We start from the raw sequence: 23,175 nt of genomic DNA, 5'->3' as shown, positions 1-23,175 counted from the left end.
GATCGCCACTCACAAGAAAATCGACAACTAAACTATCTCTCACTAAGTAAGGTTATAGGATCGACTATCTGTTGATCTCTTAAATGAATTTCAAAATGGAGATGAGAACCCGTACTAAAGCCAGTATTACCCATTTCGGCTATCTGCTCCCCTTTCTCGACTTGCTGACCATGAGTAACTAAATTTCGGTCATTGTGACCGTACAAAGTAACGCTGCCGTCTAAATGCTCTAGCTTAACAGTGTTGCCGTAGCCATCGTGCCATCCAACACCAATTACTGTTCCCGCTGCTGCTGCTACAATAGGTGTACCAATGGGTGCAGCAATATCAATTCCTTGATGCATTCTTCCCCAACGCCATCCATAGCCAGAGGTTACTACTCCCTCAGCAGGCCAAGCATAGCCGTCAAAAGTATTGGGTAGATATGCGTCTGGGTTAGATAAAGGAGGCAGTTTTAAAGCAATCAGATTTTGTTTGATTAAATTGGATTTTATATTGCGCTGTGGCAAAGGTGAATTTAATTTAGCAGTAGTAGATATTTGTGCAGGATTAGATTTTGCTTTTGATTCCAACTGTTGGTCAGTTACGGAAACTAAACTAGCTGTTTTTACATTACCATTTACTTTTTGTTCCTGTTCCTGTTTATACTGTGCGCGCAGTTGGTCTATTTCTGCTCTGAGATTAGCGATGTAGGGATCTTCGTCGGCAGATGGAACAATATTTGTTTGGTTACTCTTTGGCTGAGGCAAAGTGCGAGAATTAGTTGTGGGAGCTAAATTAGCGATCGCCGAATTGCTAGAATTTAAGGTATTATTTTGATTATTTTGAATCGCTGTAGTCGGAATTTGTAATCTTTGATCGACAAAAATAACATTTGAATTGGGAATCTGATTAAGTTTAATTAGCTCGTTTCTCGATACTTGATATTCACTAGCAATTTTGGTGATGGTATCTCCTTGCTTTACTTGATGATAAATTAGCGACGGAGGTTGGGGTTGGGTTTGGGCATTCGCCAGGTATGATTCTTGATTGTTTGAGGCAGGATTCGTTCGTTTTGATTGAGCTAAAAGAACCGTACTAGCAGGTTGAGGATTATCTAACTGCGTTGAAAATCCTAAGTGAGATTTGAACTGAAAAGCAAGTAGGTTGAAAATTTGCGGGAGAGATGTAAGCTGTTGCTGTGATTGAACTGAATCAACGCCTGGTTTAGTAATGGATAATTGTTCAATTAAGGGGCGATCGAACTCTATAGCATGAGTCAATTGATTTTGGCCCATTGTTTGCACCACCATTACCGATGACATAAAGACACCTAGTTGGAAGTATGTATTATTAGCAAGTTTAACCATATCAAGATTGGTGTCTGATTTTAGAAAGAATACAGCATTTTTTTTCAGGCAGATTTGGCAAAGTCTGGGTCATTTGTTTCACTTTGCTAATTAGTTGCCTTGATGATTAGAGCTTATTTTTAGAGTAAATTAACCTAAAACGAGATTCTAAACAAGTGTAGTACGAGCAAGAATACAGTTAATTGGTCAAAATTCGGTTAATGTGTTGACTGTCTAATTGCTTCAAATAAGCCAACGGAGACACTAACAGAAAGATTTAAGCTGCGTACCTTTGGTTCAGCAATATCAATACGGACTATTTGATCGCAGGCAGCAGTTACTTCTGGAGGCAAGCCCGCAGTTTCTTTACCAAATACCAGCCAGTCTGTTTCTTGATATTGGCAATCAAGATAATTTTTTGTACCCCTGACACTAAAAGCAATCAGTCTACCTCCTCTTTGCTGATGCTCTTGCCAAAAAGCCGCCAAGTTTTCATGATAGTGGAGTTTTACGAGCGGCCAATAATCTAAACCTGCTCTTTTAAGATGGCGATCGCTGATTTCAAATCCTAGAGGTGCAACTAGATGTAATTCAGTCTTGGTAGCAGCGCAGCTACGGGCAATATTGCCCGTATTAGGGGGAATTTCGGGATTAACGAGGACAACACGAACCATTTAAATCAATGAACAGTGAACAGTAATTAGTAATCAGTAATCAGTAATCAGTAATCAGTAATTACTAATCTATCAGGCAATTAGGGCTTGTGGACAAACGGCATAATCGAGATCTCTTTCTTGCCGAGCAATGTTTTGGATATCTTGTTGAATAATATCTACGGGCGACATTCCCTGTTCGTATAGTTTTAGCCATTGTTGGGCGCTGTTTCCTTGACGGAGAATTTTTTTCAAAGGAGAAAGGAAGCAGCTAAAACCGCGTTTTTTGGCAGTGGGATAAACTTCGTCATAAATTTCTGTAATCCAATCCCGAGCCAGAATCTTCCTACCATCCTGCCAATGGCGTAGTTCAGCGTCTAAACTAGAGCGGGCAGCTAATACTTCATTTTCGTCAGTTAGTGCCATTAATTCTGACTGTAAATCGTAAGTGGATAAATTACTTTGTTGTAGTGGATCGAGTTGAGGATCATCAATCATCTGCATGATTCTGGCTTCTAATAAAGCAGTGATTGCCAGTAAAGCCAGAGGATCGACTACGAGATCGCAAATTCTTAGTTCTAAACGGTTGAGATTATAAGGACGGCGATCGCCATTGGGACGCACTGCACTCCAGAGATGGCGCACATTACGCATGGTTTTGGCAACTAGCTGCTCTTCTGTCCAGCGGATAAAGTGACTATGACTTTCAAATAATGGTACGTTTTGCGGGGTTTTGGGGAACATTTGCCACCGTGTTGAGTGACTCCCTGTTACTTGACCATCAATAAAAGGAGAAGAGGCGCTCAGGGCTAAATATAGAGGTGCTTCTACCCTAACTAAACGACAAGCCTGCATCAAGATTTCGGGATCTTCAATGCCAATATTAATATGAATACTGGCAGTTACAACGTTAGTACCGTAAGTCTGCTCAATATAATCGTGATAAGGATTATTAGGATCGGAACGCCAAAAGCGATCGCTTCCTCCCAGGGACATGGTACTACCAGGAATGAGGGTATAATCACCTAACGTTTGCAGATAGCCTCTTAAGGATTGTCTGGGCTTTAATAAGGCACAGAGCAGGCGATCGTAGCCACAATAAGGAGCGGTGGTATATTCTACGTTACGACTATCAGGCTCGCGGACAAAACCATCTAAAGCTTGAACGATTTTATCTGACAAACCAACAATTTTTCCTTCTGGCGTGCCAGTGTACATTTCAACTTCAAAGCCTTTAGATAGTAAACTCATCTTTTTTGCGCAAATATTGCTACGAAAAACCTTTCGCTTTATTTTCTCTTAAATAACGCAACAAGAGAAACTTACTTAAGTAAGAACCAAAGATAAAAAATTTCAATAATTGCTATGTATCTGTTGATACACATATGATTAGCAGTATAAATTATCACAATCTAAAGGAAATCTAAAGATTATGCTGTCTAGAATGTGCTTTTCTTAAGTTATGATTTCAAATCGCATAATCAAACAAAATTAAAAATAAGTTATTTATGGCTACAGTTTTATCTAATCCAACCCCAAAAACCACACACTATCAGACAAATCAGCAGGTTAAATATCTTCATCTAGAAGCTGAAGTGGATATGCTACTACAAAAACTAAACGTTTTAACGCAGCGCAAGCAGTTAACTGAACTGCCGTCGAAAATCTCCTAATTAATCTCTTAGTTTTAGATTAATTCCCTCTGCTTATTTTATTTTGGTGTCAAGCCTCAGCTTAAAATAATTAGACTAGAACTTAATTACAGTTCAGACTTAAAAATTTCAAAAAGTAAATATGACCATCCATCCTCAGCTAGCTCAAGCCTTAACTCGGAAAAATGCTCTCAAGGTGATTAGCGGCTTAAATAACTTTGACCACCAACAGGTAACAGCAGTCGTTAAAGCTGCCGAAGCTGGCGGTGCAACTTTCGTCGATATTGCTGCTCAACCTCAATTGGTGGAAGCGATTCGTAATTTAACCAACTTACCAATCTGTGTCTCTGCGGTTGAGCCAGAATTATTTGTCAGTGCCGTCAATGCTGGTGCCGATCTCATTGAAATTGGTAATTTCGACAGTTTTTACAGTCAGGGCAGAAGATTTGAAGCCGCTGAAGTTTTAGAATTAACGCAACAGACTCGTTCATTGTTGCCGACAGTAACTCTTTCAGTCACTGTCCCACATATTTTGGCTTTAGATGAGCAGGTTCAGCTAGCAGAACAGTTGGTACAAGCTGGTGCCGATCTGATTCAAACTGAGGGAGGAACGAGCATTCAACCTGGCAATCCTGGAGTGAGAGGCTTAATTGAAAAAGCAGCCCCCACCTTGGCTGCTGCTTACAGTATTTCTCAGGCAGTAAATATTCCTGTACTTTGTGCCTCTGGTTTATCTAGCGTCACTGTGCCAATGGCGATCGCTGCTGGAGCATCGGGAGTAGGAGTCGGTTCAGCGATTAACCAGCTAAATAGTGAAGTGGCTATGGTAGCTGTCGTTCGTAGCTTGGTTGAAGCCCTCTCTGGCAGCCAGGTATCAGTGGGCTAAATACAGCTTAAATTTCTGACAAACAATCTTTAAGCGCATAAACCACCTGCTCTTGTTCGGCTGGGGTAATCCCAGGAAACATGGGCAAAGACAATACTTCTAGGGCAGCTTGTTCCACGGCGGGGAGCTGTCCTTTTTGATAGCCTAAATCTTGATATACAGGCTGTAAATGTAGGGGAATCGGATAATAGATCATCGAAATAATCCCTTTTTGCTGTAATTTCTCCTGAAGCAGTTGCCGATTATTACTCTGAGGTGATGAGCTGACACAAACGGTATATTGATTCCAAACGCTGATGCCCCCAGGTAATGCTTGAGGTAGTTTAAGATTGACATGCTGTAAGAGCTTCTGATAGTACTGAGCTGCTTGGTTACGTTGTTCGTTCCAATAATCGAGATACGGTAGCTTGACACTCAGGATCACTGCCTGTACTGCGTCAATACGGCTATTGATGCCCACAAAATCATGACGATAACGCTCAGGAGAACCATGTTCTTTGAGAATTCTCATCTGTTTGGCGATCGCTGGATTATTAGTGGTAATTGCCCCGCCGTCACCACAAGCACCTAAATTTTTGGTGGGGAAAAAGCTAAAACAACCCACATCACCAATACTGCCGATCTTCCGATCTCCCCAAGCAGCACCCGCAGCCTGAGCGCAATCTTCAATGACGTATAGCTGATGCGCCTTGGCGATCGCCATTAATTCATTCATGTTGACAGGCTGACCAAAAAGATGAACTGGCATAATTGCCTTGGTTTGGGGTGTAATCGCCTGTTCAATCTGAGCTAAATCAAAATTAAAAGTATCAGGATCGATATCCACAAATACTGGCTTTGCTCCCACTCTGGTAATCACTTCCGCCGTCGCAAAAAAACTAAAGGGGGTGGTAATTACTTCGTCTGTTGAGCCAATTGTTGAGCCAATATTTAAAGCCCGTAGTGCGAGAAAAAGGGCATCTGTGCCAGAATTACAGCTAACGCATTCTCTGACTCCCAGATAATTAGCAAATTCTCTTTCAAAAGTAGCGATCGCCTCTCCGCCTATATATCGACCAGAATTAAGGATTTTGAGGACAGCCGAGTTAGCTTCTGCTTTAATTAATTGATATTGTCGGGTTAAATCAACTGGGGGAATCTGTTTCACTCGCTTAGGGTTAAGTTTTTTTGACCAACGGTAATCTCTGACTTAGATAAAATAGAGAGGAATTTAATTGTTCAATTTCAATTCTCAATTCAATTTCAATATAGGGTAGCGCGAAAAACTGTCATTTAGTGGTATTTATTCATAAATGCAGTAACTTGAGAAATATTAATCCCGATCGAATAGTACAGTCAAATGGAATCAGCAGAAAATCAAACACAACCAAACTTAGATCCCAAATCTGAGTCAAATATCAGCCCTCCTTTGTCTAAAACCGAAACAATTGCGCTGTTAAACGATAGTATTGACCGACTGGAAGAAACTATTAAAAGAATTAGCGAGGATTCAGCCAAGATGCCTTCTTCTGACTCCATTAATACTTTATTGACCACAACCCAAGCATTAGAAGATGCTGTTACTCCCCCTGCTGAGGTTAAGGTATCTCAAAGCGAACCTGTCTTCACGACTCAACCAGCTGATCCCATTCCAGAGCCAGCAGCTCAAAAAACGACTAAAAGATCCCCTGCTAAAGCTCCAGCAGCCAAAACTCCCGTATCGAGAGTTCAAAAGAAGAACAATATTGGTTTAATTGTGATTGGCGTTACAGCGATCGCGATCGCCATTGTCACAGTCTTTTGGCTTTGGAAACCTCCAGTAATAGCTAATTTATTCCCCCAAGCCGAACCCACACCAAAAGTTGCCGTTGATCCAGATCCAATTCCCGAGCAGTCTCCAGTAACCCCCTCCATCAATGGGACTGAGAACTCAAATAACTCTGATAATATTTCTGATAATACTAACGTCAGCGACTTTCCTGCTGAAATAGAACCGATCGCTGAACCAATCGAAGATGTAGTCAAAACTATTATTCCTCCTGAATTAACGTCTCCTGGAAAGCCAAAAAATCTCAAACTGGTCACAATTAAACCAGAGTTGAACTTTACTCCCGAACAAAATTTTATTGCCACCTTAAAAACTAAGTTAGGAGAGCTGGCTCAAGATGAGCCGAGTGAGTTTATTAAGAATATTCAAGTTAATTTACCTGAAAGTAGTCTTTTAGTTGAGGTGACTGATAACTGGTATGAACTGGATGAACTGCGTCAAAAAAGCTTAGGAAATGAGATTCTACAGCGTTCTCGTGGACTCAGTTTCCAAAAACTAGAGCTAAAAGATCGACTAGGAACTTTAATCGCTCGTAATCCGATAATTGGCGACAATATCATCATTCTCCAGCCTGAAAAACCGCAATTGTCGGAAAATTTAGGCTAAAAATAGCCCAAAAGATGACAGGGAGATCGTGGTTAACTTGTACAATATCTCTGGAGCAATTTTAGTAATTTTAAAACAGGATATAGTAACAGGTGGTCAAAAAATTGAGTAACGAAATCTTGATTAGTATTGCTGTCGTTCTCCTCTGTGGATCGGTACTAATCTTTTCTGCTTTGAGGGGAGGCGGTTCAGCAACGGCGATCGCATCTGAGCTACAGCAGCCTAGTACAAACTCGCAGTTAATCGCTCAAAACAACATTTCATCCGAGGAATCTATGGATTTATCAAACGCTACTACAACAGACTCAGGCTTAAAATATATTGTCGTTAAAGAGGGTGATGGTGCATCCCCCCAAACAGGAGAAAACGTTACCGTTCACTACACAGGCACTTTAGAAGACGGCAGCAAGTTTGATAGTTCCCGCGATCGCAATCGTCCTTTTTCTTTTAAGCTGGGTGTTGGTCAAGTAATTAAAGGCTGGGATGAAGGAGTTGCGGAGATGAAAGTAGGCGAAAGACGCACTCTAATTATTCCTCCAGAATTAGGTTATGGTGCCAGAGGCGCGGGTGGAGTAATTCCGCCGAATGCAACCTTAATTTTTGATGTGGAATTATTAAAAGTTGGTGGCTAGTTATAGTCGTACAAAATTAAATTGGGACATTAATATTAATCGGCTCGTAGGTAGCAGGTAGTAGGTAGTAGGTAGTCCTAAAGGACGACGCGACCCTAAAGGGTTAGCTTCGCGTCAGCTAGTGCCGTGGCACATTGTACCCTTGTGGTATACCGCTTCGCATATAGGTAGTAGGGGCAAACAACCTTTTGCCCTTACTAAACTTTGAACACACTTTTGTGATAGTTAACCTGTCGGCTCATCCAGAAATTTTGATAGCGACGAGCAATTAACCGAGGTAGATTAAAGAGTGAATGTTTGATCACTTCAGGATGAGACAAGATTCTCTGGATGCAGATTAATGTTCTCCCCTGCTTCAAAGGTTCGATCGCGAGGTAATAATTGAGCCAGACCTGGGTTTCTCGCTTTTTAAGCCTTAATGCTGCTGCTACTTGAGGATTTTGGTCAATATATGCGGTATTTTGAAAAAATCGCTCTATCGCCTCACATTCTTCTTGCATCCGTCCAATACACCCAAATTCTGACTGTTGGAGATCAGTTTAAGCCGAGGTTCTTTAATAGCTTGAACCACTTGTAGCATGTTATCTGTGGAGCAATCATTAACTACAATCACTTCAATGTTAGTCAACGTCTGAAACAAAGCAGAATTAATGGCTTTAGCGATATACTTTTCCGTGTTATACGCGGGAATAATAACGGAGACTTGAACATTCATGGGTTTGATTGCTGTAAATAATCTTGAAAGACACAGATCACAGATTGATTAGAAAGAGTTGGCATCTAAATGATCGGGGACTTTTGCACCCATGAGGTCTAAAATAGTTGCGCCACAATCTACTGCTCTAGCTGAATGATTAAATAGCGACAAAAATCAGCTTATTATCAGCATAATCATTCTTAGTGAGCGCTTTAATAAAGATTAATTACTTAATGCTCAACTAAATTAAACTTTTAAATTAGACCTTTACAACTATTTTAATTATGTACTGACGTTACGCAGAGAAAATTTAGTAATTACAATTATGTAGGGAGATAGGGAGATAGGGAGATAATTATTGCCCCAAGTCCCCGACGCGAAGCTAGTGCTAAAGCACTTGTCTACCGAACTAAGCGGCATATGCGGAGCAGTATCCTTTAGGACAAGTCGCATAGTTGGAGATACCGCTTCGCATATCCTTTAGGGCAAGTCCCCAAGTAAAAGCCATAGAGTAAATTAGCAGGTGCGTAACATCAGTTATGTACTAGGAACTAAAACAGTTCAAGTTGTGTACTCTGCGTTAATTTCCACGTATTTATAAGTCAAGTCACAACCCCAAGCGATGCTTTTACCAGCACCTAAACCAATCTCAACGGAAATTAAGACAGTATCGTGTTGCAAATATTCTCCTGCTGCTGCTGCTTTGAGATAATTACTCGCAGCATTGCGATCAAACTCTTGAGGTTGTCCATTCCGCATCAAGACAAGATCTCCCAGCTTAATATTTAGCTCGTCCTGATGAAACTTAACTCCTGCTCTACCCGCTGCTGCGGCAATTCTACCCCAGTTAGGATCGCGACCAAATACGGCTGCCTTCACTAAAGATGAGCCAACAATAGTTTTGGCTACTTGAGATGCTGCTTGATTATCGGGTGCGCCTGATACTTGGACTTCAATTAGGCAGGTTGCTCCTTCGCCGTCACGGGCGATCGCTTTGGCTAAATATTGACAAACTGCCGTCAACATTCTTTCTAACTTTTGAGCGTTGGGACTATTTTCGGTGATTGCGGTAGTACGGGACTGTCCATTAGCTAGCGCCAGCACACAGTCATTAGTACTGGTATCACCATCGACAGTAATCTGATTAAAGCTTTGATCTACGGCACGTTTTAACATTTGATGCCATAAACCAGTCGATACGGCAGCGTCACAAGTAATAAACCCCAGCATTGTTGCCATATTAGGGGCGATCATGCCTGAACCTTTAGCAATTCCTCCAATACGGACAGGACGACCTTCAATCATGCTTTCTAAAGCAATTTCTTTGGTAACTAGGTCAGTGGTAACGATCGCCTTAGCTGCATCAGTCCCACCATTTTCACTCGCTGCTCTCACTAAAGGTAAAATTCCTTGACGTAGCTGCTCCATCTTGATTCTTTGGCCAATTACCCCTGTAGAAGCCAACAAAACAGCATTAGGATCGATATTCAGTTCTTGAGCTAGTAGTCTAGCGCTCTCTTGAGCATCTTCCCAACCAGCTTCTCCTGTGGCAGCATTAGCCTGTCCCGCATTACATAAGATCGCTCTGGCACTAGCTTTGAGTTGAAGACACTGACGACAATAATCAACGCAGGCAGCACGTACCTGAGAAGTTGTAAACACCCCTGCGGCGATCGCATCTGATTGAGATAAAATCAGCGCTAAGTCTTTTGCCCCTGTGGATTTTAATCCTGCGGAGATGCCTGCTGCAATAAATCCTTTTGGTGCAGTGATGCCACCCTCAACTATCTGCCAGTCTGCCATTTCTCTGCAATTATTTAAGATTTGCTTTAAAGCAGATTATACCAAGACTTTAAACCCCAAACTCAAGTAGTTTCAAGTCTTAATTTTACGCCTCGATGCTAGATGATCCAGTAGTGACACTATTAGTGGTAATATTGCCTCACCATAAATATCAGTCGGTTTTGTACAGATCTGTGCAAACGTAAGGGGGGAAGCCCAGTGAAAATCTGGCACTGTCCCGCAACTGTAAGGAGTTAGCCCTCAGCAACCTCCAAAGTCAGAATGCCCACCGATGGTCTTATACATTAGCTTTTTTTAGATCTGCGAGGTACAGATGATGCTAGTTTCCGTTAACTCCTGTGGCAGTTTAATTACTCTACGCAATTTCTGCTTATTTATAGCTTCGATTACCAGCTTAACGTTACAAAGTTGGTGGTGGTGACGCGAATTAAGCACATAATGCTGGACGCTGCCAACTGGTAGTATCTTGACTTGGTGCATCTTGCTGCAATCTCGGTTATTTTTCGGCTGATTTAATCCAAAACTTGGTAATTTATGAATAAGAATAAAGCGATCGCTTTTGGTTTGGTTTCTACTGTTTTCTTGAGTATTAATCTTTTATTTAATGCGACTCCTGCTCTAGCCCATCATGCTATGGGAGGTACGCTACCTATTACTTTTGGGGCAGGTTTTATATCTGGTTTAGCTCATCCAGTAATCGGCATCGACCATTTAGCATTTGTGATTGCCATCGGCTTATTGGCAGCTTTAAGTAGCAACTTAGGGATGATGATACCGACTGCGTTTGTGATCGCTACGGCGGTGGGTACGGGAATTCATCTGCAAAATATTAATCTTCCTACTCCTGAACTAATTATTTCGGCTTCAGTATTGCTAATCGGGATCTTTTTAGCCCAAAAAAATCAGGTTAACTGGTTGCTGTTGGCTGTAATTAGTGCGATCGCGGGTATTTTTCATGGCTATGCTTACGGTGAATCCATTGTCGGGGCGGAAACTAGCGCTTTGGGTGCATATCTCCTGGGTTTTTGCTTAATTCAGTTAGGGATCGCTGCGATCGCTTTCTATCTGGGTAAAAGAGTACTCAATCAGCCAAATAAATCAATTCTCTGGCTACGCTTTGTTGGCTTTACCGTCTGTGGTGTTGGGTTTACTTTTTTGTCCAACATCGTCTTAGGTTAAATTCTCTTAATTATTAAGTTATTAACGGCAAAAAACCAGAATAATCATGCACAAAATACCCGTAACCGTAATTTCAGGCTTTCTTGGGGCAGGCAAAACCACTCTAGTACGTCATCTACTACAAAATAATCAGGGCAAACGGATCGCGGTATTGGTCAATGAGTTTGGCGAAGTTGGCATTGATGGAGATTTATTGCGATCGTGTCAGATTTGTGACGATGAATCAAATCCCCAAAGTAGTACCCAAAGTAATATTGTCGAATTGACCAACGGTTGCCTCTGCTGCACTGTTCAAGAAGAGTTTTATCCGATCATGCAGGAATTGCTCCAGCGTCGAGAGCAAATAGACTGTCTGCTGATTGAAACTTCAGGATTAGCTTTACCAAAACCCTTAATTCAGGCATTTGGGTGGCCAGCAATTCGCAACAGCGCTACGGTAGATGGGGTAGTAACGGTAGTCGATTGTCATGCCTTGGGCATGGGTAATTTAGTTGGTGATTTAGCTGCTTTAGAGTCTCAAAGAGAAGCCGATCCTAATCTCGATCACGAAACTCCCATTGAAGAGCTATTCGAGGATCAGTTAGCCTGTGCAGATCTAGTCTTGCTCACCAAAACCGATCTAGTAGATCGAGAAACCTTAACTAAAGTAACAAATTGGCTGAAGCATGAGTTGCAACCTGGGGTGAAGATTGTCACAGTCAAAGACGGGTTAATCAACCCCGATCTGCTTTTAGGGTTTAATGCTGCCGTAGAAGATGACCTTGATAACCGTCATTCCCACCACGATCATGAAGCAGAACACGAGCATGATGAGGAGATTAATGCGATCGAATTAATTTTAGACCAATCATTTGAACCTCAAGCATTAATTCAACAACTTAAAGAACTCGTAGCCGAACAAGAAATTTATCGCGTCAAGGGTTTTGTCAACGTGCCAAATAAGCCAATGCGCTTGGTCTTACAGGGGGTGGGAAATCGCTTTGATACTTTTTACGATCGCCTGTGGATAGCAGATGAATCTCGACAAACTAAATTAGTCCTAATTGGACACAATCTAAACCGCCAGATGATTGAAGCCAAGCTGGTTAAACCGAAAACCTTAGCCCAATAATTTACCTAATCTTCGACAATTGTACATTTTGTGGCTACATTATGAACTTACTGTAAATCTTGCTAGTTGAAACCGAGATAAATGTCTGTGATCGGACAACTTCAGTTAGAATTACGGTGGAGTGAACATGTAGTTTATTTTGTTAACGGCTCATAATATCTCAGAAAGTATCATGAAAATTAAAACATTGGCTGGCATATTTGCTGGGCTTGGTGTGATTATTGGTAGCGCAGTCTTCAACCCTGCCGAAGCCCAGACTAAAAATACTAATACCTATTATTGCGCTCAACTAAACAACAGCTGGAACACTTTTGTTAACACCCCTAGAGGTAGAGTAAAACTAATCAACTGGGAAAATGAATTTTCTCCCGATTGGACTCCCCAAAAAAGATGTTCTGCGGTATCTAGTAGATTTCAAAAATTTCTCGATCAAGGTAATTTGAAGTTTATCCGCACAGGCAACGTCAACAATCTACCCGTCCTATGTGTAGCTAATGCTCGTGGTGGTGACTGTCCAGACGAAAATGTGCTAATTACTCTCAAGCCAGAAACCGATCCTGAAGGAGTACTAGTTAAGCTAGTAGATTTCCGTCGTAGCGTTAGTGGCGAAACTCTAACCCTTAGTGCGGATGACCCTGGATTCTACTCTGACGGCGAATTTTATGTCGATATGAACAAATTCCTCGAAAAAGTACCAGTAGAAAAATAAGTCTTGCCTTGCGAAGTACTCATGCTAGATTTTTTAATGAATGAAATGGCTACCCCGTAAGGGTTATGTAAACCAAGACATAGCAAATAGGGTTCGTAATTATTTTATTTTCAATTCAACATCCCAAATAGCCAAGATAATCTTTTGTCTTATCTGTACAGGGGTGTTTTTGTCTGGAGATAGCGATCGCTTTAAAGTAACGATCGCCTCGGCTTCTCCCCAGCGGTTAGCCACTAAAATTAGCCAGGTAGCATCAGATATTAGTGTCAGAATCTTAAATCAAGATTTTTTAGGTTCTGGCTTTATCGTGCATCAGAATAACCAAGAATATCTAGTAATTACGAACCAGCACGTTCTGCGGGCAGGAGAACCGCCCTACACGATTGAAACTGTTGACGGCAGTACTTATCGTGCAGAAGTAATTACTCAGATGAGTATTTCTGGGGAGCAATACGATCTAGCCATGCTCAAGTTCAAAGCCGATACCGACTATCAGACAGCCAAAATCGGCAGTTCTTCCAAGCTAGAAGTGGGCGAATCTGTATTTGCAGCGGGCTTCCCCAATCAAGAACTAAGTTTGCCACAAACTTCTGCTGTGTGGGCGCAATCTAACATCTTTGGGCCGCGAAAATTAAGTTTAAAACTAGGTAGAGTAGCAATTATCCTCAACCAACCTTTGACCGAAGGCTATCAGATTGGCTACACCAATGATGTAAAAAAAGGTATGAGTGGCGGCCCATTATTCAATTCTCAAGCAGAAGTAATTGGGATTAACGGCAAACATGCTTATCCTCTGTGGGAATCTCCAGAAATTTATCAAGATGGTTCAGAGCTATGTCCAGCACTACAGGAATTAATTACTCGCTCTAGCTTGGCAATTCCCATCGAAAAAACTTTAGAACTGTCAAAACAACTAAAATCGCTGAAATCAGTTGAGCTTGAAGATTCAGTTCAATCTAACCTGTCAGAGCAAGATCGGCAGTTAGTTGCCAAAATGCAGGCTGAAGCTAAAGCAACTGAGCTACAGTGCCACCAGGAAGATAGCTTACCACTTAGGTTTTAAAAGAAATTAATTGATGCCAAAACGATAACCTTTGCCGTATACGGTATGAATTAATTGCGTTTGCTGTTTAATTTCAATCTTGCGTCGTAATAGTCTCACTAATGCAGCTAGCACATTGCTACTAGGTTGCTCATCGGCTGGCCAAAGATAGCGATAGATTTCTTCGTGGGCTAATAATCTGTCTGGGTGCTGCATAAAGTAGGTTAGTAACTTGATTTCTTTTTCCGAAAGATTAATCGCTCGATCCTGACGATATACCATTTGATTTTCCAGATCTAATTCGAGATCTGCCACTTTTAAGCGATCGCCTTGGGGAGTTTCCAAAGTCGAGCGACGCAATAAAGCCCGTACTCTAGCCATTAATTCCCTAAGTTCAAACGGCTTAACCAGATAGTCATCGGCTCCTGCATCCAAACCATCAACGCGATCGTCTAATGTATCTTTAGCGGTTAACAATAATACGGGAGTGGAAATGAGCTGCGATCGCACTGATTGACAGATTTCGATTCCCGACTGATGGGGTAACATCCAATCTAGAATCAGTAGATCATATTGGTTTTGCAGAGCTAAGTTCATTCCTGCTGCACCATCATTAGCAATATCTACCTGATAACCTTCTTGTAACAAAATTCGACTCAAAGGATCGCTTAATTCAGTTTCATCATCCACCAAGAGAATTTTCATTTCTATTGTTTGTGTAGGGTATTTATTTATACCAATTTTCAAGATGAAGATGCAATTCTAGCTAAGTACTGTAATTCTTCTATTACTCCCGCAACAGAACCCTTCAAAGCCTGATGTACGGCTGACAACTTGGCTAAGTCTAGCTGGTGCGTCCATTCGTTCATAAAAAACTTTTTGACTTCAATAGCTAATACACAGGCAGAATCAGGAAAATGCTGGTGAACCCATTCAGCAAAATATCCTCCTTGAAACTTAACGTTTTCTCGAATATCTAACTGTCTACCCAAAAAATCAAACCCTCTCATGTCGTGAATAAATCGCTCGACTACAGGGTGCCAATATTCTCGGTTGAGAGATCCTGTACCTAAATTAATCTCTGGATTGTCTATTTCCCTAGCTGGGAGAGCTTGCATTCCTTGACGGTAGTGATTGTAAGTATGTAGATCGTAAATAACAAAGCGCCCGTAACGTTGCTCTAAGGTTCGGCAAATTTGCCCAACTTGAGTATAGAAGGCATCGTACTCGGCTAAAGACCGTTCAATTAAGTCTGGGGGGAGTTGTGATTGCCAAACCTTTAATCCCCAGGCATCTTCGGGCTGGAGGTAAATAGCCTGATGGCGGGGACGATTGAGATCGATTTCAAAACGCGATCGCAAAACAACCAGTCTTGTTTCGGCAATATCTGTCCAAACAGCCGTAAAGGGGTCTTCTTCTCGCTGGCGCTCATCTGGGCTAATAGCCAGTAATTGTTTTACTTCTGAGCGTACATCATGACCATCATGAAGAGCTACTGCAACGACTGGTTGGTGTCCTTCAGTTGAGATCCAAAGCTGTGACATATTTTTTTGCTTTGTCGGTATAAATGAAAAAGTAGATGAGGTCGATCGAATTTGTGTTGGTCAATCGCTTAAAATCAGGTTATCTTCAGTAAAAAAGAACAGAACAGAACAGTTAGCTTAACCAATGAGTATTAGTAGCCTGGAATTTGAGTTCGATCTCATGTGGGAAGAGCTTTTTCCTGACTTAGATTTAGAAACAGAAGTACGGCTAATTCCTCAACGTCGCTTTAAATTCGATTATGTAAACTTTGCTGCCAAAGTCGCAATTGAGATTAATGGACAAATTTGGCACAAAGGCGGACATAGTACAGGAAAAAGCCTGATGCGAGACTATGAAAAGCTAAATTTAGCCCAACAACACGGCTATTGTGTCTTTCAGCTATCTAAGGAAATGATTACCGAAACTTGGCTTAAAGCGATCGCCGAGACAATCCGCAGCCGACATCAGAATTAGTTAATAGTTAAGCGATCTGTATTTTGTCTCTTTTCGCTCCTGTCTGTACCTGCCATAAGCCAGCATAAACGCCATCTTGGGCTAATAGTTCTTCATGAGTTCCTCTTTCAATCAGTTGACCATAATTCATCACATAGATGCAGTCAGAATGTCTAATGGTGGAGAGACGGTGAGCGATCGCAATGGTGGTTCTATTTTGCGTAATTTTTTCTAAAGAACGAGCGATCGCAGCTTCGGTTTCGTTATCGACGGCAGAGGTTGCTTCGTCTAAGACGAGGATTGGCGGATCTTTTAATACGGCTCGGGCGATCGCAATGCGCTGTTTTTGTCCCCCAGATAGTTTCTGTCCTCTTTCCCCCACAATGGTGTCATAGCCTTCGGGTAGTTCCTCGATAAACTGAGCAGCTTCAGCAATTCGAGCCGCTTCTTGGATTTGGCTAATGGTAGCATCAGGAGAACCATAGCTGATGTTTTCTCTCACCGTACCGTGGAATAAGAAGACATCTTGGCTAACTAAACCGACAGCACGACGCAGATCCCACAAGACGATATCTTTGATGTTTTGACCATCTAAAGTGATTTCCCCTGACTGCACCTCATATAGTCGCAGCAGAAGCTTAACTAGAGTACTTTTACCCGAACCCGTAGCACCGACGATCGCAATAGTTTGACCTGCGGGTATATCAAGGGAAAGATTTTTAATTACTGGCTCTCTCTGGTTGTAGGCAAAGGTAATATTGTTGAGATTTACTGCACCCTCGATCGTCGCTAGAGGTAAAGATTTTTCTCCTGAATGGATGGCAATGGGAGTGTCTAATAAATCCATCACGCGATCGATAGAAGCCATTGCTCGTTGATAGAGGTCAAAAGTCTGTCCCAAATGGGTTAATGGCCAAAGTAATCTTTGGGTGAGAAATACCAGCACACTATAAGTACCTATCGCTAAAGCGCCAGATGCAGCCTGCGTCCCACCATAGAGCAAGATGCCTGTAAAGCCAGCCAGAATTACCAAGCGAATTAAGGGAATAAACGCAGCAGAAAGAGCGATCGCTTTATGATTACTCTGTCGATAGGCGTTACTATCTTTAGCCAGACGTTCGATTTCATAGGCTTCAGTAGTAAAACTTTTGATCGTGGTAATCCCGCTGAGGTTATTGGCTAATCGAGAATTGAGGGTACTAACTCGTTCTCGCACTTCCGCATATCTAGGGGCAAGCCATCCTTGAAAAGCGATCGCACCCCAAACAATAATCGGAATTGGTGCAATTGCCATCCAGGCGATATCGGGAGTCAAGACAAAAAATGAGCCACCAATGATTACTACTGTAGTTAGAACATGAATAATTTCATTTGCCCCAACGTCTAAAAATCTTTCCAGTTGGTTAATATCGTCGTTGAGAACTGATAGCAATGCTCCTGTACTGCGTTCCTCAAAGTAGGCTGATTCTAAATTTTGTACATGACTGTAGGCATCCAGACGAATATCGTGCTGCACATCTTGAGCCAGGTTACGCCATAGCCGAGTAAAGGCGTATTCAAATACTGATTCTAAACCCCAAATAATTGCCGATAAAATTGACAACACCAAAAGCTGTTGAAAAATATCAGTAATCCCAAATCGCGCCACGATCGAATCTTGTTTCTGAACCACCACATCTACTGCTGCACCAATGATAGCGGGAGGCGCAAGATCGAACAGTTTATTGAGAATTGAACAGATTGTGGCTTGCCAGACTATTTTTTGATATTTATCTCCATAATGCAACAGTCGAGTTAACGGGTGTTTTGATGATTTAGCGTTACGCACAGTCATGAGGATTGTAGTTGACATATTCTTTATGCAACTTAACAAAATTTGCCCAAAGAAAGTAGGTTTTAAGTACAAAATAGGTTAATTTATGCCACAGTAGATTTTAAATTAGGATTATTACTGCTAGATACTGGCACTACTTTTGGTGGAGTTGGAGCCAAATAAACAACTTATTATTTTCATCTTGAATTGCTAGATAAACTTGGCGAAATTTTTGGTTTCAAGTAAATAACTTTGTTGCCTGCACAGCACTTAAGATGTTTCATTCATTTTCAGAAAACACCATTTCAAAACTAGTAGGACAATAAAGTTTACCATCAACTAATTTAATTGATTTTGAAGTATCTTTTGTTGGTTGTTCGCTGGCGCAAACGATTGATTGAAAACCGTCATTAAGATTGAGATTGACTTTTTGGGCGCTAATATAGCTTTTTAGAGTATCAAACTTCGGAGTCGCTATTACCTGAAATAATTTATCTTCTTCTAGAAGATCGCTTTTGTAATTGTAATAGGTATTTGAAAGGAGTATCAGCTCTGCAAAATTATTTTGATTATTGAGAGAATTTTGTGTAACCTTGAAATAATTTTGCCATAATATGCTACTAATAGTTTCTTGCGCTTCATTTTCTACATCTCTATGTGGTGCAACTTCAAATCCAGTAGGACAAGCAAATTTACCGTCAACTAGTTTAATAGATTGTGAAATATTTTTTGTTGATTGTTTGCTGACACAAAGAATTGAGCGAAAAGAAAAACCATTGAGATGAAATATGCCACTGATATAACTTTTTAAATTATCAGATTTGGGAGTAGTTACTGTTTCAGCTAATTTACCATTTTCTAGAATATTGATTGAGTAATCATAATATTTGGTTAAGGGCATAGAAAAAGGAAAAAATTGCAGATCGTTTTTATCTTTAGCAAAACTTGAATTTTTTAGAAAAAAGATTTTTTGCAGATTTCTTGAAATATCAACAATATTTCGTGCTTGTTGTTGTACATCAGATAATACAATTCTAAATCCAAGAGGACAAGCAAATTCACCGTCTACTAATGTAATTAATTCTCGAATATCTGAAATTGGCTGTTCACTGGCGCAAACGACTGATTAAAAAAAACCATCAAGATAGGCTATTCCACCAATGTAACTTTTGAAATTGTCGAGCTTTGACTGGGCTACTACTTGCGCTAATTTACCATTTTCTCGAAGATCGATCTCATACTCATAATAAGTATTGTCAGGATAAATAGGCTGATGCTTTGCCAGATCGCTTTGATTTTCGGCAAATTTAGTAAATAAAAAGAAATAACCTTGCTGTAAGCTATTGAATAGAATAACGTTGTTAATTGCTTTTTCTTCTACATCCTGCAAGACAATCTTAAATCCTCTAGGGCAATTAAGTTGACCTTTAACTAATTCAATTTTACCTACAATAACCTGAAGATTAGTTTTGCTTTCACAAACAATTGAATTCAAGACATTGTTATTAAATGATAATGCTCCTGTATAAGTTTTTAATCCTATTTTATTAATTGGAGTGGCTATTGTTTGAACTAGATTGCCATTGTTAAATATCTCAAGTTTATATTTATAAGATTCACTAGACTGTGTTAATTTTAAAATATCATAGCCATCTAGATTATAATTATTTAGTTCTTTAAAGCTATTAGTAAATCGTCTTAATTCATTAAAATAAGATTTTTCTGTTTTTGCCAGTAAATTAATTAAATTTTTGGCTTCTATTTCTTGAATATTTGTTGTGGTATTTTGAGCATTGACTAAAATTGTTTTTGTGCTTAATATCGCAATGGATAAAATTAAAAAATAATGAATTATTTTGAATTTTGTTATCAACATACAGATCAATTTATATTGCTATTAAACTTTAAAATAATAATACCCAAATCAAATATAAAAGTAATTCATGGTAGTAAAAAAAATAGCAATACGACACCTGAACAAAAAAAGAAGTGGCAAAATACTTAAAAATGGTACGAAATTGTTTGCTCAATCACTAATTCAATAATTAGTCATTACAACCATCCCCTAAGACGATAAATAAAAATGCCAATATATTCTCTTAAGGCTTGGGTGGTGAAGTCTAGACTTTCGGAAGTGGGAATTAAACTGAGAATTCGCGACTCTTTACTATATCTACTTTCAATTAAATTGCGATCGCTGACCATAAAATCCGCTGGTGCGGGGATCGCCTCAATCTTTGCTTTATGAAAAATGGCGATCGCTCTGGGCATATGTGCAGCCGAGGTTACAAGTAAAATTCGTTTTAGCTTCTCTCGTTGTAAAATTTTTTTAGTGAAGATTGCATTGTCATGAGTGTTTAAAGAGCGAGATTCTAGGATCATGTCAGCACGCGGAATGCCGAATAATTCTAAAATAGTTGCCATACTTTCTGCCTCGCTCGATTCTCCGCCGTACCATTGAATTCTTCCTCCTGAAAGCACAATCTTAGGCGCAGCACCATCCTGATATAGTTTTGCTCCATATAATAGACGATCGCCGCGATCGCTTAAATCGGGCATAATTCGGGGAGATTCATTATTTCTGGTACCACCGCCTAAAATGACGATCGCATCTACTTGGGGTGGTGTTGCTAAGGGTAAATATTTTCTTTCTAAAGATGCAATCAGATGGTTGCCTACTTGGATATTACCCGCGATCGCTAAAATAATTAATGCTAGTAAAATCGGTAAATAAGCTTTACGGGAACGTCGGTAAGACAACCATAAAGCATACAGGATTAACAGGCATGATAGTCCCAAAGGATAGATAAATAAAGGTAGTAATTTAGATATAAACAGAAACATAATTAGCCTGATATAAATTAGCTTTGGTTTAAGCAAAAATTAATTTTACAGGAGTACTGAAAAAGTTTGAAATAGCTAGGATGACTAGGGAAACCTATTTTTTTGCTAGTTATTATTATCTAGGATTATGAGATTTTATCGGTGGACATACTGGTTAGTGGCGATCGCTTTAGGTAGTACAATTAAGCTTCCCGCTCAAGGAGTTCAAGCTCCTGACGGCACGGTTTCTTTTGAAGCAGGATTATTGTTGAAAGATGCTCACACTACTTTTAACGGAGTTAGAGTTAGACAGGCAAGATATTATTTCGATCTAGAATTACCAAATGATATTGGTGAATCATTACAAAAGGTAGTAATCCAGCAACGCAGTGGGGGAGATGAGGTTAAATTTGAACCCGAAGAAACTGAGGTGTATTTAGGCAATCATCACGATAAAGCAGAGCCTGTACAGGCGATCGCTACAATAGATGAAGCGACAGAAAAGATTACAGTTGAGCTTGAGCAGCCAATCCCTCCAGGTAACAGCGTGACGATTGGCTTGAAGCCTGAAAGTAATCCTGACTATGGTGGAGTATATTTATTCGGTGTCACAGCTTACCCTACAGGAGAAAAAGCTCGTGGCATGTATTTAGGGGCAGGAAGATTGCATTTTGATAACAAAAGTGACAATCATTTCTAGCATTGAGTAACTGGTAACTAGCAACTAGCTGAGATTTTCCCTTGTCCCTAATAATTATTTGCAGTGATTACTTACTTTTATTTGTTTGATTCGTAACATATGTCGAGATTTTGTTGTTCTGGCTACATCATTGTCAATTTTAAAAAGCTAAATATAGGATTGACACCTAAAAAAAATCATGCATCTCAAAAATAAAAAAATAGATCCTTGATGCTAATTTACAAAAATTAATATTAGTATATAATTGCAAGAAAAGAATTTTCAATTCATCTAGTTGTTCATCTATAAGCAAGTTTATTAAGAGCATTAATACTAATCCTAAATTCCTTCTTTTTTCTATGAAAAACACTCAAACCGAGCAGACAGCCCTTCCTCATGTAGTAATAGTCGGCGGTGGTTTTGGCGGACTTTATGCAGCTAAATCTTTAAAGGATGCCCCCGTTAAAGTGACCTTAATTGACAAGCGTAATTTTCATTTATTTCAACCTTTGCTGTATCAAGTGGCGACAGGTACTTTGTCTCCTGCTGATATTGCTTCTCCTTTACGGGTGATCTTGAGCAAGCATAAGAATACTCAGGTTTTATTAGATCAGGTTGTAGATATCGATCCTGATGCCAAGAAAGTTTATTTAGAAAATCGAGAGGCATTAAATTATGATGCTTTGGTAGTAGCAACAGGTGTCAGTCATCACTACTTCGGCAACGATCAGTGGCAGGATGACGCTCCAGGCTTAAAAACCGTAGAAGATGCCTTAGAAATGCGTCGTCGCATCTTTACAGCGTTTGAAGCAGCCGAGAAAGAACCTGATCCAGAAAAGCGTCAAGCGTTATTAACCTTTGTAGTTGTTGGTGGTGGGCCGACTGGAGTAGAATTAGCTGGAGCGATCGCCGAAATTGCTCATCAATCAGTCAAAGATGACTTTCGCGACATTGATACTACTCAAGCAAAAGTGTTGTTGTTTGAAGGTATGGAACGGATTTTGCCACCCTATCCTGAAGAGTGTTCCGTCCAAGCCCAGAAATCCTTGGAAAAATTAGGTGTAGATGTTCAAACCAAGACTTTAGTTACCAACATTGCTGATAATTCTGTAACCTATCGTCAAGGTGAAACAACCCAAACCGTCAATGCCCATACAATTCTTTGGGCTGCGGGAGTAAGAGCATCGTTTATGGGTAAAGTGTTGGCAGATCGCACAGGAGCAGAATTAGACCGTGCTGGTAGAGTTGTGGTTGAGTCTGACTTGAGCATCAAAGCCTATCCTGATGTGTTTGTTATTGGCGATCTAGCTAACTTCCCCCATCAAGGACGTCCTTTGCCTGGAGTTGCCCCTGTGGCGATGAAGGAAGGAGAATATGTAGCGGATTTAATTGCTAAAAGAGTAATTGGCGTTAAGGTTAAACCCTTTAGCTATCAAGATCTAGGTAGCATGGCGGTAATTGGTCAAAACAAAGCCGTGGTCGATCTCAATTTTGCTCGATTCTCTGGCTTTATCGCCTGGATTATTTGGGTGTTTGCTCATATCTACTACCTGATCGAGTTTGATAACAAGCTGATCGTGATGATTCAGTGGGCTTGGAATTATTTTACTCAAGGAAGAGGAGCGCGTTTAATTACCATCAATCCTTCTTTACAGTTAGAAATTGAGAGTCCCCAAGAGGACAAAAAATCTGCGCCTGAGTCAAAACCAGAGCCAGTATCAGTGTCTGCATAACATGAATACAGATGGTTAATATGATGTAGTAGGGGCGAACGGCTG

General features: G+C 40.4%; 25 protein-coding genes and 1 riboswitch. Of the genes, 11 read left to right on the top strand and 14 right to left on the bottom strand.

What is annotated here, in order from left to right; all coding sequences use genetic code 11:
• Nucleotides 1-32 precede the first annotated feature (32 nt).
• The 3 genes from KME09_25380 to gshA form a co-directional block, all read right to left on the bottom strand.
• Complete coding sequence (locus KME09_25380; protein MBW4537273.1) at nt 33-1,349, bottom strand: peptidoglycan DD-metalloendopeptidase family protein; 1,317 nt, start codon at nt 1,347-1,349, stop codon at nt 33-35.
• Between the two features lie 197 nt (nt 1,350-1,546).
• The gene (locus KME09_25375) at nt 1,547-2,002 is read right to left on the bottom strand and encodes a tRNA (cytidine(34)-2'-O)-methyltransferase (GenBank protein ID MBW4537272.1); all 456 of its coding nucleotides are present in this window, start codon (nt 2,000-2,002) and stop codon (nt 1,547-1,549) included.
• Between the two features lie 72 nt (nt 2,003-2,074).
• Entirely contained in the window at nt 2,075-3,232 is a 1,158-nt protein-coding gene (gshA, locus tag KME09_25370; GenBank protein ID MBW4537271.1) for a glutamate--cysteine ligase, read from the bottom strand.
• Nucleotides 3,233-3,489: 257 nt separating this feature from the next.
• Between gshA and KME09_25365 the strand changes: the two genes are divergently transcribed.
• Together KME09_25365 and KME09_25360 are read left to right on the top strand one after the other, a co-directional pair.
• Complete coding sequence (locus KME09_25365; GenBank protein ID MBW4537270.1) at nt 3,490-3,654, top strand: hypothetical protein; 165 nt, start codon at nt 3,490-3,492, stop codon at nt 3,652-3,654.
• A 121-nt stretch (nt 3,655-3,775) separates the two neighbouring features.
• The gene (locus KME09_25360) at nt 3,776-4,519 is read left to right on the top strand and encodes a DUF561 domain-containing protein (GenBank protein MBW4537269.1); all 744 of its coding nucleotides are present in this window, start codon (nt 3,776-3,778) and stop codon (nt 4,517-4,519) included.
• 7 nt (nt 4,520-4,526) lie between these two features.
• Here KME09_25360 and KME09_25355 read toward each other — a convergent pair whose 3' ends face one another.
• Nucleotides 4,527-5,666 carry a DegT/DnrJ/EryC1/StrS family aminotransferase gene (locus KME09_25355; GenBank protein MBW4537268.1) on the bottom strand — a complete coding sequence of 380 codons (1,140 nt, stop codon included), beginning with the start codon at nt 5,664-5,666 and terminating at the stop codon, nt 4,527-4,529.
• 192 nt (nt 5,667-5,858) lie between these two features.
• On the opposite strand from KME09_25355, the gene KME09_25350 reads away from it, so the two are divergent.
• On the top strand, nt 5,859-6,932 hold the full coding sequence (locus KME09_25350) for a hypothetical protein (protein ID MBW4537267.1): 1,074 nt from the start codon (nt 5,859-5,861) through the stop codon (nt 6,930-6,932).
• Nucleotides 6,933-7,024: 92 nt separating this feature from the next.
• Complete coding sequence (locus KME09_25345; protein ID MBW4537266.1) at nt 7,025-7,564, top strand: FKBP-type peptidyl-prolyl cis-trans isomerase; 540 nt, start codon at nt 7,025-7,027, stop codon at nt 7,562-7,564.
• A 197-nt stretch (nt 7,565-7,761) separates the two neighbouring features.
• On the opposite strand, the gene KME09_25340 is transcribed toward KME09_25345, so the two are convergent.
• The 4 genes from KME09_25340 to KME09_25325 form a co-directional block, all read right to left on the bottom strand.
• Nucleotides 7,762-8,064: a hypothetical protein gene (locus tag KME09_25340; protein ID MBW4537265.1), complete on the bottom strand. Its 303-nt coding sequence runs from the start codon at nt 8,062-8,064 to the stop codon at nt 7,762-7,764.
• Complete coding sequence (locus tag KME09_25335) at nt 8,040-8,279, bottom strand: glycosyltransferase family 2 protein (GenBank protein ID MBW4537264.1); 240 nt, start codon at nt 8,277-8,279, stop codon at nt 8,040-8,042. Before KME09_25335 ends, KME09_25340 begins: the two co-directional genes overlap by 25 nt.
• Nucleotides 8,280-8,822: 543 nt before the next feature.
• Nucleotides 8,823-10,064: a bifunctional ornithine acetyltransferase/N-acetylglutamate synthase gene (gene argJ / locus KME09_25330; GenBank protein ID MBW4537263.1), complete on the bottom strand. Its 1,242-nt coding sequence runs from the start codon at nt 10,062-10,064 to the stop codon at nt 8,823-8,825.
• A 139-nt stretch (nt 10,065-10,203) separates the two neighbouring features.
• Nucleotides 10,204-10,352, top strand: a riboswitch (cobalamin riboswitch).
• Between the two features lie 6 nt (nt 10,353-10,358).
• On the bottom strand, nt 10,359-10,544 hold the full coding sequence (locus tag KME09_25325) for a hypothetical protein (protein MBW4537262.1): 186 nt from the start codon (nt 10,542-10,544) through the stop codon (nt 10,359-10,361).
• A gap of 54 nt (nt 10,545-10,598) precedes the next feature.
• On the opposite strand from KME09_25325, the gene KME09_25320 reads away from it, so the two are divergent.
• The 4 genes from KME09_25320 (at nt 10,599) to KME09_25305 (ending at nt 14,126) form a co-directional block, all read left to right on the top strand.
• Nucleotides 10,599-11,243, top strand: a complete 645-nt coding sequence (locus KME09_25320) for a HupE/UreJ family protein (GenBank protein ID MBW4537261.1) — start codon at nt 10,599-10,601, stop codon at nt 11,241-11,243.
• Between the two features lie 46 nt (nt 11,244-11,289).
• The gene (gene cobW / locus KME09_25315) at nt 11,290-12,354 is read left to right on the top strand and encodes a cobalamin biosynthesis protein CobW (protein MBW4537260.1); all 1,065 of its coding nucleotides are present in this window, start codon (nt 11,290-11,292) and stop codon (nt 12,352-12,354) included.
• A 172-nt stretch (nt 12,355-12,526) separates the two neighbouring features.
• Nucleotides 12,527-13,063, top strand: a complete 537-nt coding sequence (locus KME09_25310) for a COP23 domain-containing protein (protein MBW4537259.1) — start codon at nt 12,527-12,529, stop codon at nt 13,061-13,063.
• A gap of 40 nt (nt 13,064-13,103) precedes the next feature.
• On the top strand, nt 13,104-14,126 hold the full coding sequence (locus KME09_25305; protein ID MBW4537258.1) for a serine protease: 1,023 nt from the start codon (nt 13,104-13,106) through the stop codon (nt 14,124-14,126).
• Nucleotides 14,127-14,132: 6 nt separating this feature from the next.
• On the opposite strand, the gene KME09_25300 is transcribed toward KME09_25305, so the two are convergent.
• Nucleotides 14,133-14,810 (bottom strand): response regulator transcription factor, encoded by a 678-nt coding sequence (locus tag KME09_25300; protein ID MBW4537257.1) that lies wholly within the window; start codon nt 14,808-14,810, stop codon nt 14,133-14,135.
• 38 nt (nt 14,811-14,848) lie between these two features.
• Nucleotides 14,849-15,649: an N-formylglutamate amidohydrolase gene (locus tag KME09_25295; GenBank protein MBW4537256.1), complete on the bottom strand. Its 801-nt coding sequence runs from the start codon at nt 15,647-15,649 to the stop codon at nt 14,849-14,851.
• Nucleotides 15,650-15,773: 124 nt separating this feature from the next.
• Between KME09_25295 and KME09_25290 the strand changes: the two genes are divergently transcribed.
• Entirely contained in the window at nt 15,774-16,103 is a 330-nt protein-coding gene (locus tag KME09_25290) for a hypothetical protein (protein ID MBW4537255.1), read from the top strand.
• 7 nt (nt 16,104-16,110) lie between these two features.
• Here the strand turns inward: KME09_25290 and KME09_25285 are convergent, their stop codons facing one another.
• The 4 genes from KME09_25285 to KME09_25270 all read right to left on the bottom strand — a co-directional run bounded on the left by KME09_25285 (nt 16,111) and on the right by KME09_25270 (nt 20,742).
• Entirely contained in the window at nt 16,111-17,916 is a 1,806-nt protein-coding gene (locus KME09_25285) for an ABC transporter ATP-binding protein/permease (protein MBW4537254.1), read from the bottom strand.
• A 259-nt stretch (nt 17,917-18,175) separates the two neighbouring features.
• Nucleotides 18,176-18,994 carry a type IV pilin-like G/H family protein gene (locus KME09_25280; GenBank protein ID MBW4537253.1) on the bottom strand — a complete coding sequence of 273 codons (819 nt, stop codon included), beginning with the start codon at nt 18,992-18,994 and terminating at the stop codon, nt 18,176-18,178.
• Between the two features lie 27 nt (nt 18,995-19,021).
• On the bottom strand, nt 19,022-19,771 hold the full coding sequence (locus tag KME09_25275) for a type IV pilin-like G/H family protein (GenBank protein MBW4537252.1): 750 nt from the start codon (nt 19,769-19,771) through the stop codon (nt 19,022-19,024).
• Between the two features lie 176 nt (nt 19,772-19,947).
• Nucleotides 19,948-20,742, bottom strand: a complete 795-nt coding sequence (locus KME09_25270; protein MBW4537251.1) for a YdcF family protein — start codon at nt 20,740-20,742, stop codon at nt 19,948-19,950.
• A 124-nt stretch (nt 20,743-20,866) separates the two neighbouring features.
• On the opposite strand from KME09_25270, the gene KME09_25265 reads away from it, so the two are divergent.
• A complete protein-coding gene (locus KME09_25265) occupies nt 20,867-21,418 on the top strand; it encodes a DUF2808 domain-containing protein (protein MBW4537250.1) in 552 nt (183 codons plus the stop codon).
• Between the two features lie 338 nt (nt 21,419-21,756).
• Nucleotides 21,757-23,130, top strand: coding sequence for an NAD(P)/FAD-dependent oxidoreductase (locus KME09_25260; protein MBW4537249.1), 1,374 nt, complete (start codon nt 21,757-21,759; stop codon nt 23,128-23,130).
• Nucleotides 23,131-23,175 lie beyond the last annotated feature (45 nt).

This window comes from Pleurocapsa minor HA4230-MV1, assembly GCA_019359095.1.
GTDB lineage: Bacteria > Cyanobacteriota > Cyanobacteriia > Cyanobacteriales > Xenococcaceae > Waterburya > Waterburya minor.
The sequence above is the reverse complement of the archived record's forward strand: the minus strand, read 5'-3'. Positions and strand labels throughout refer to the sequence as shown.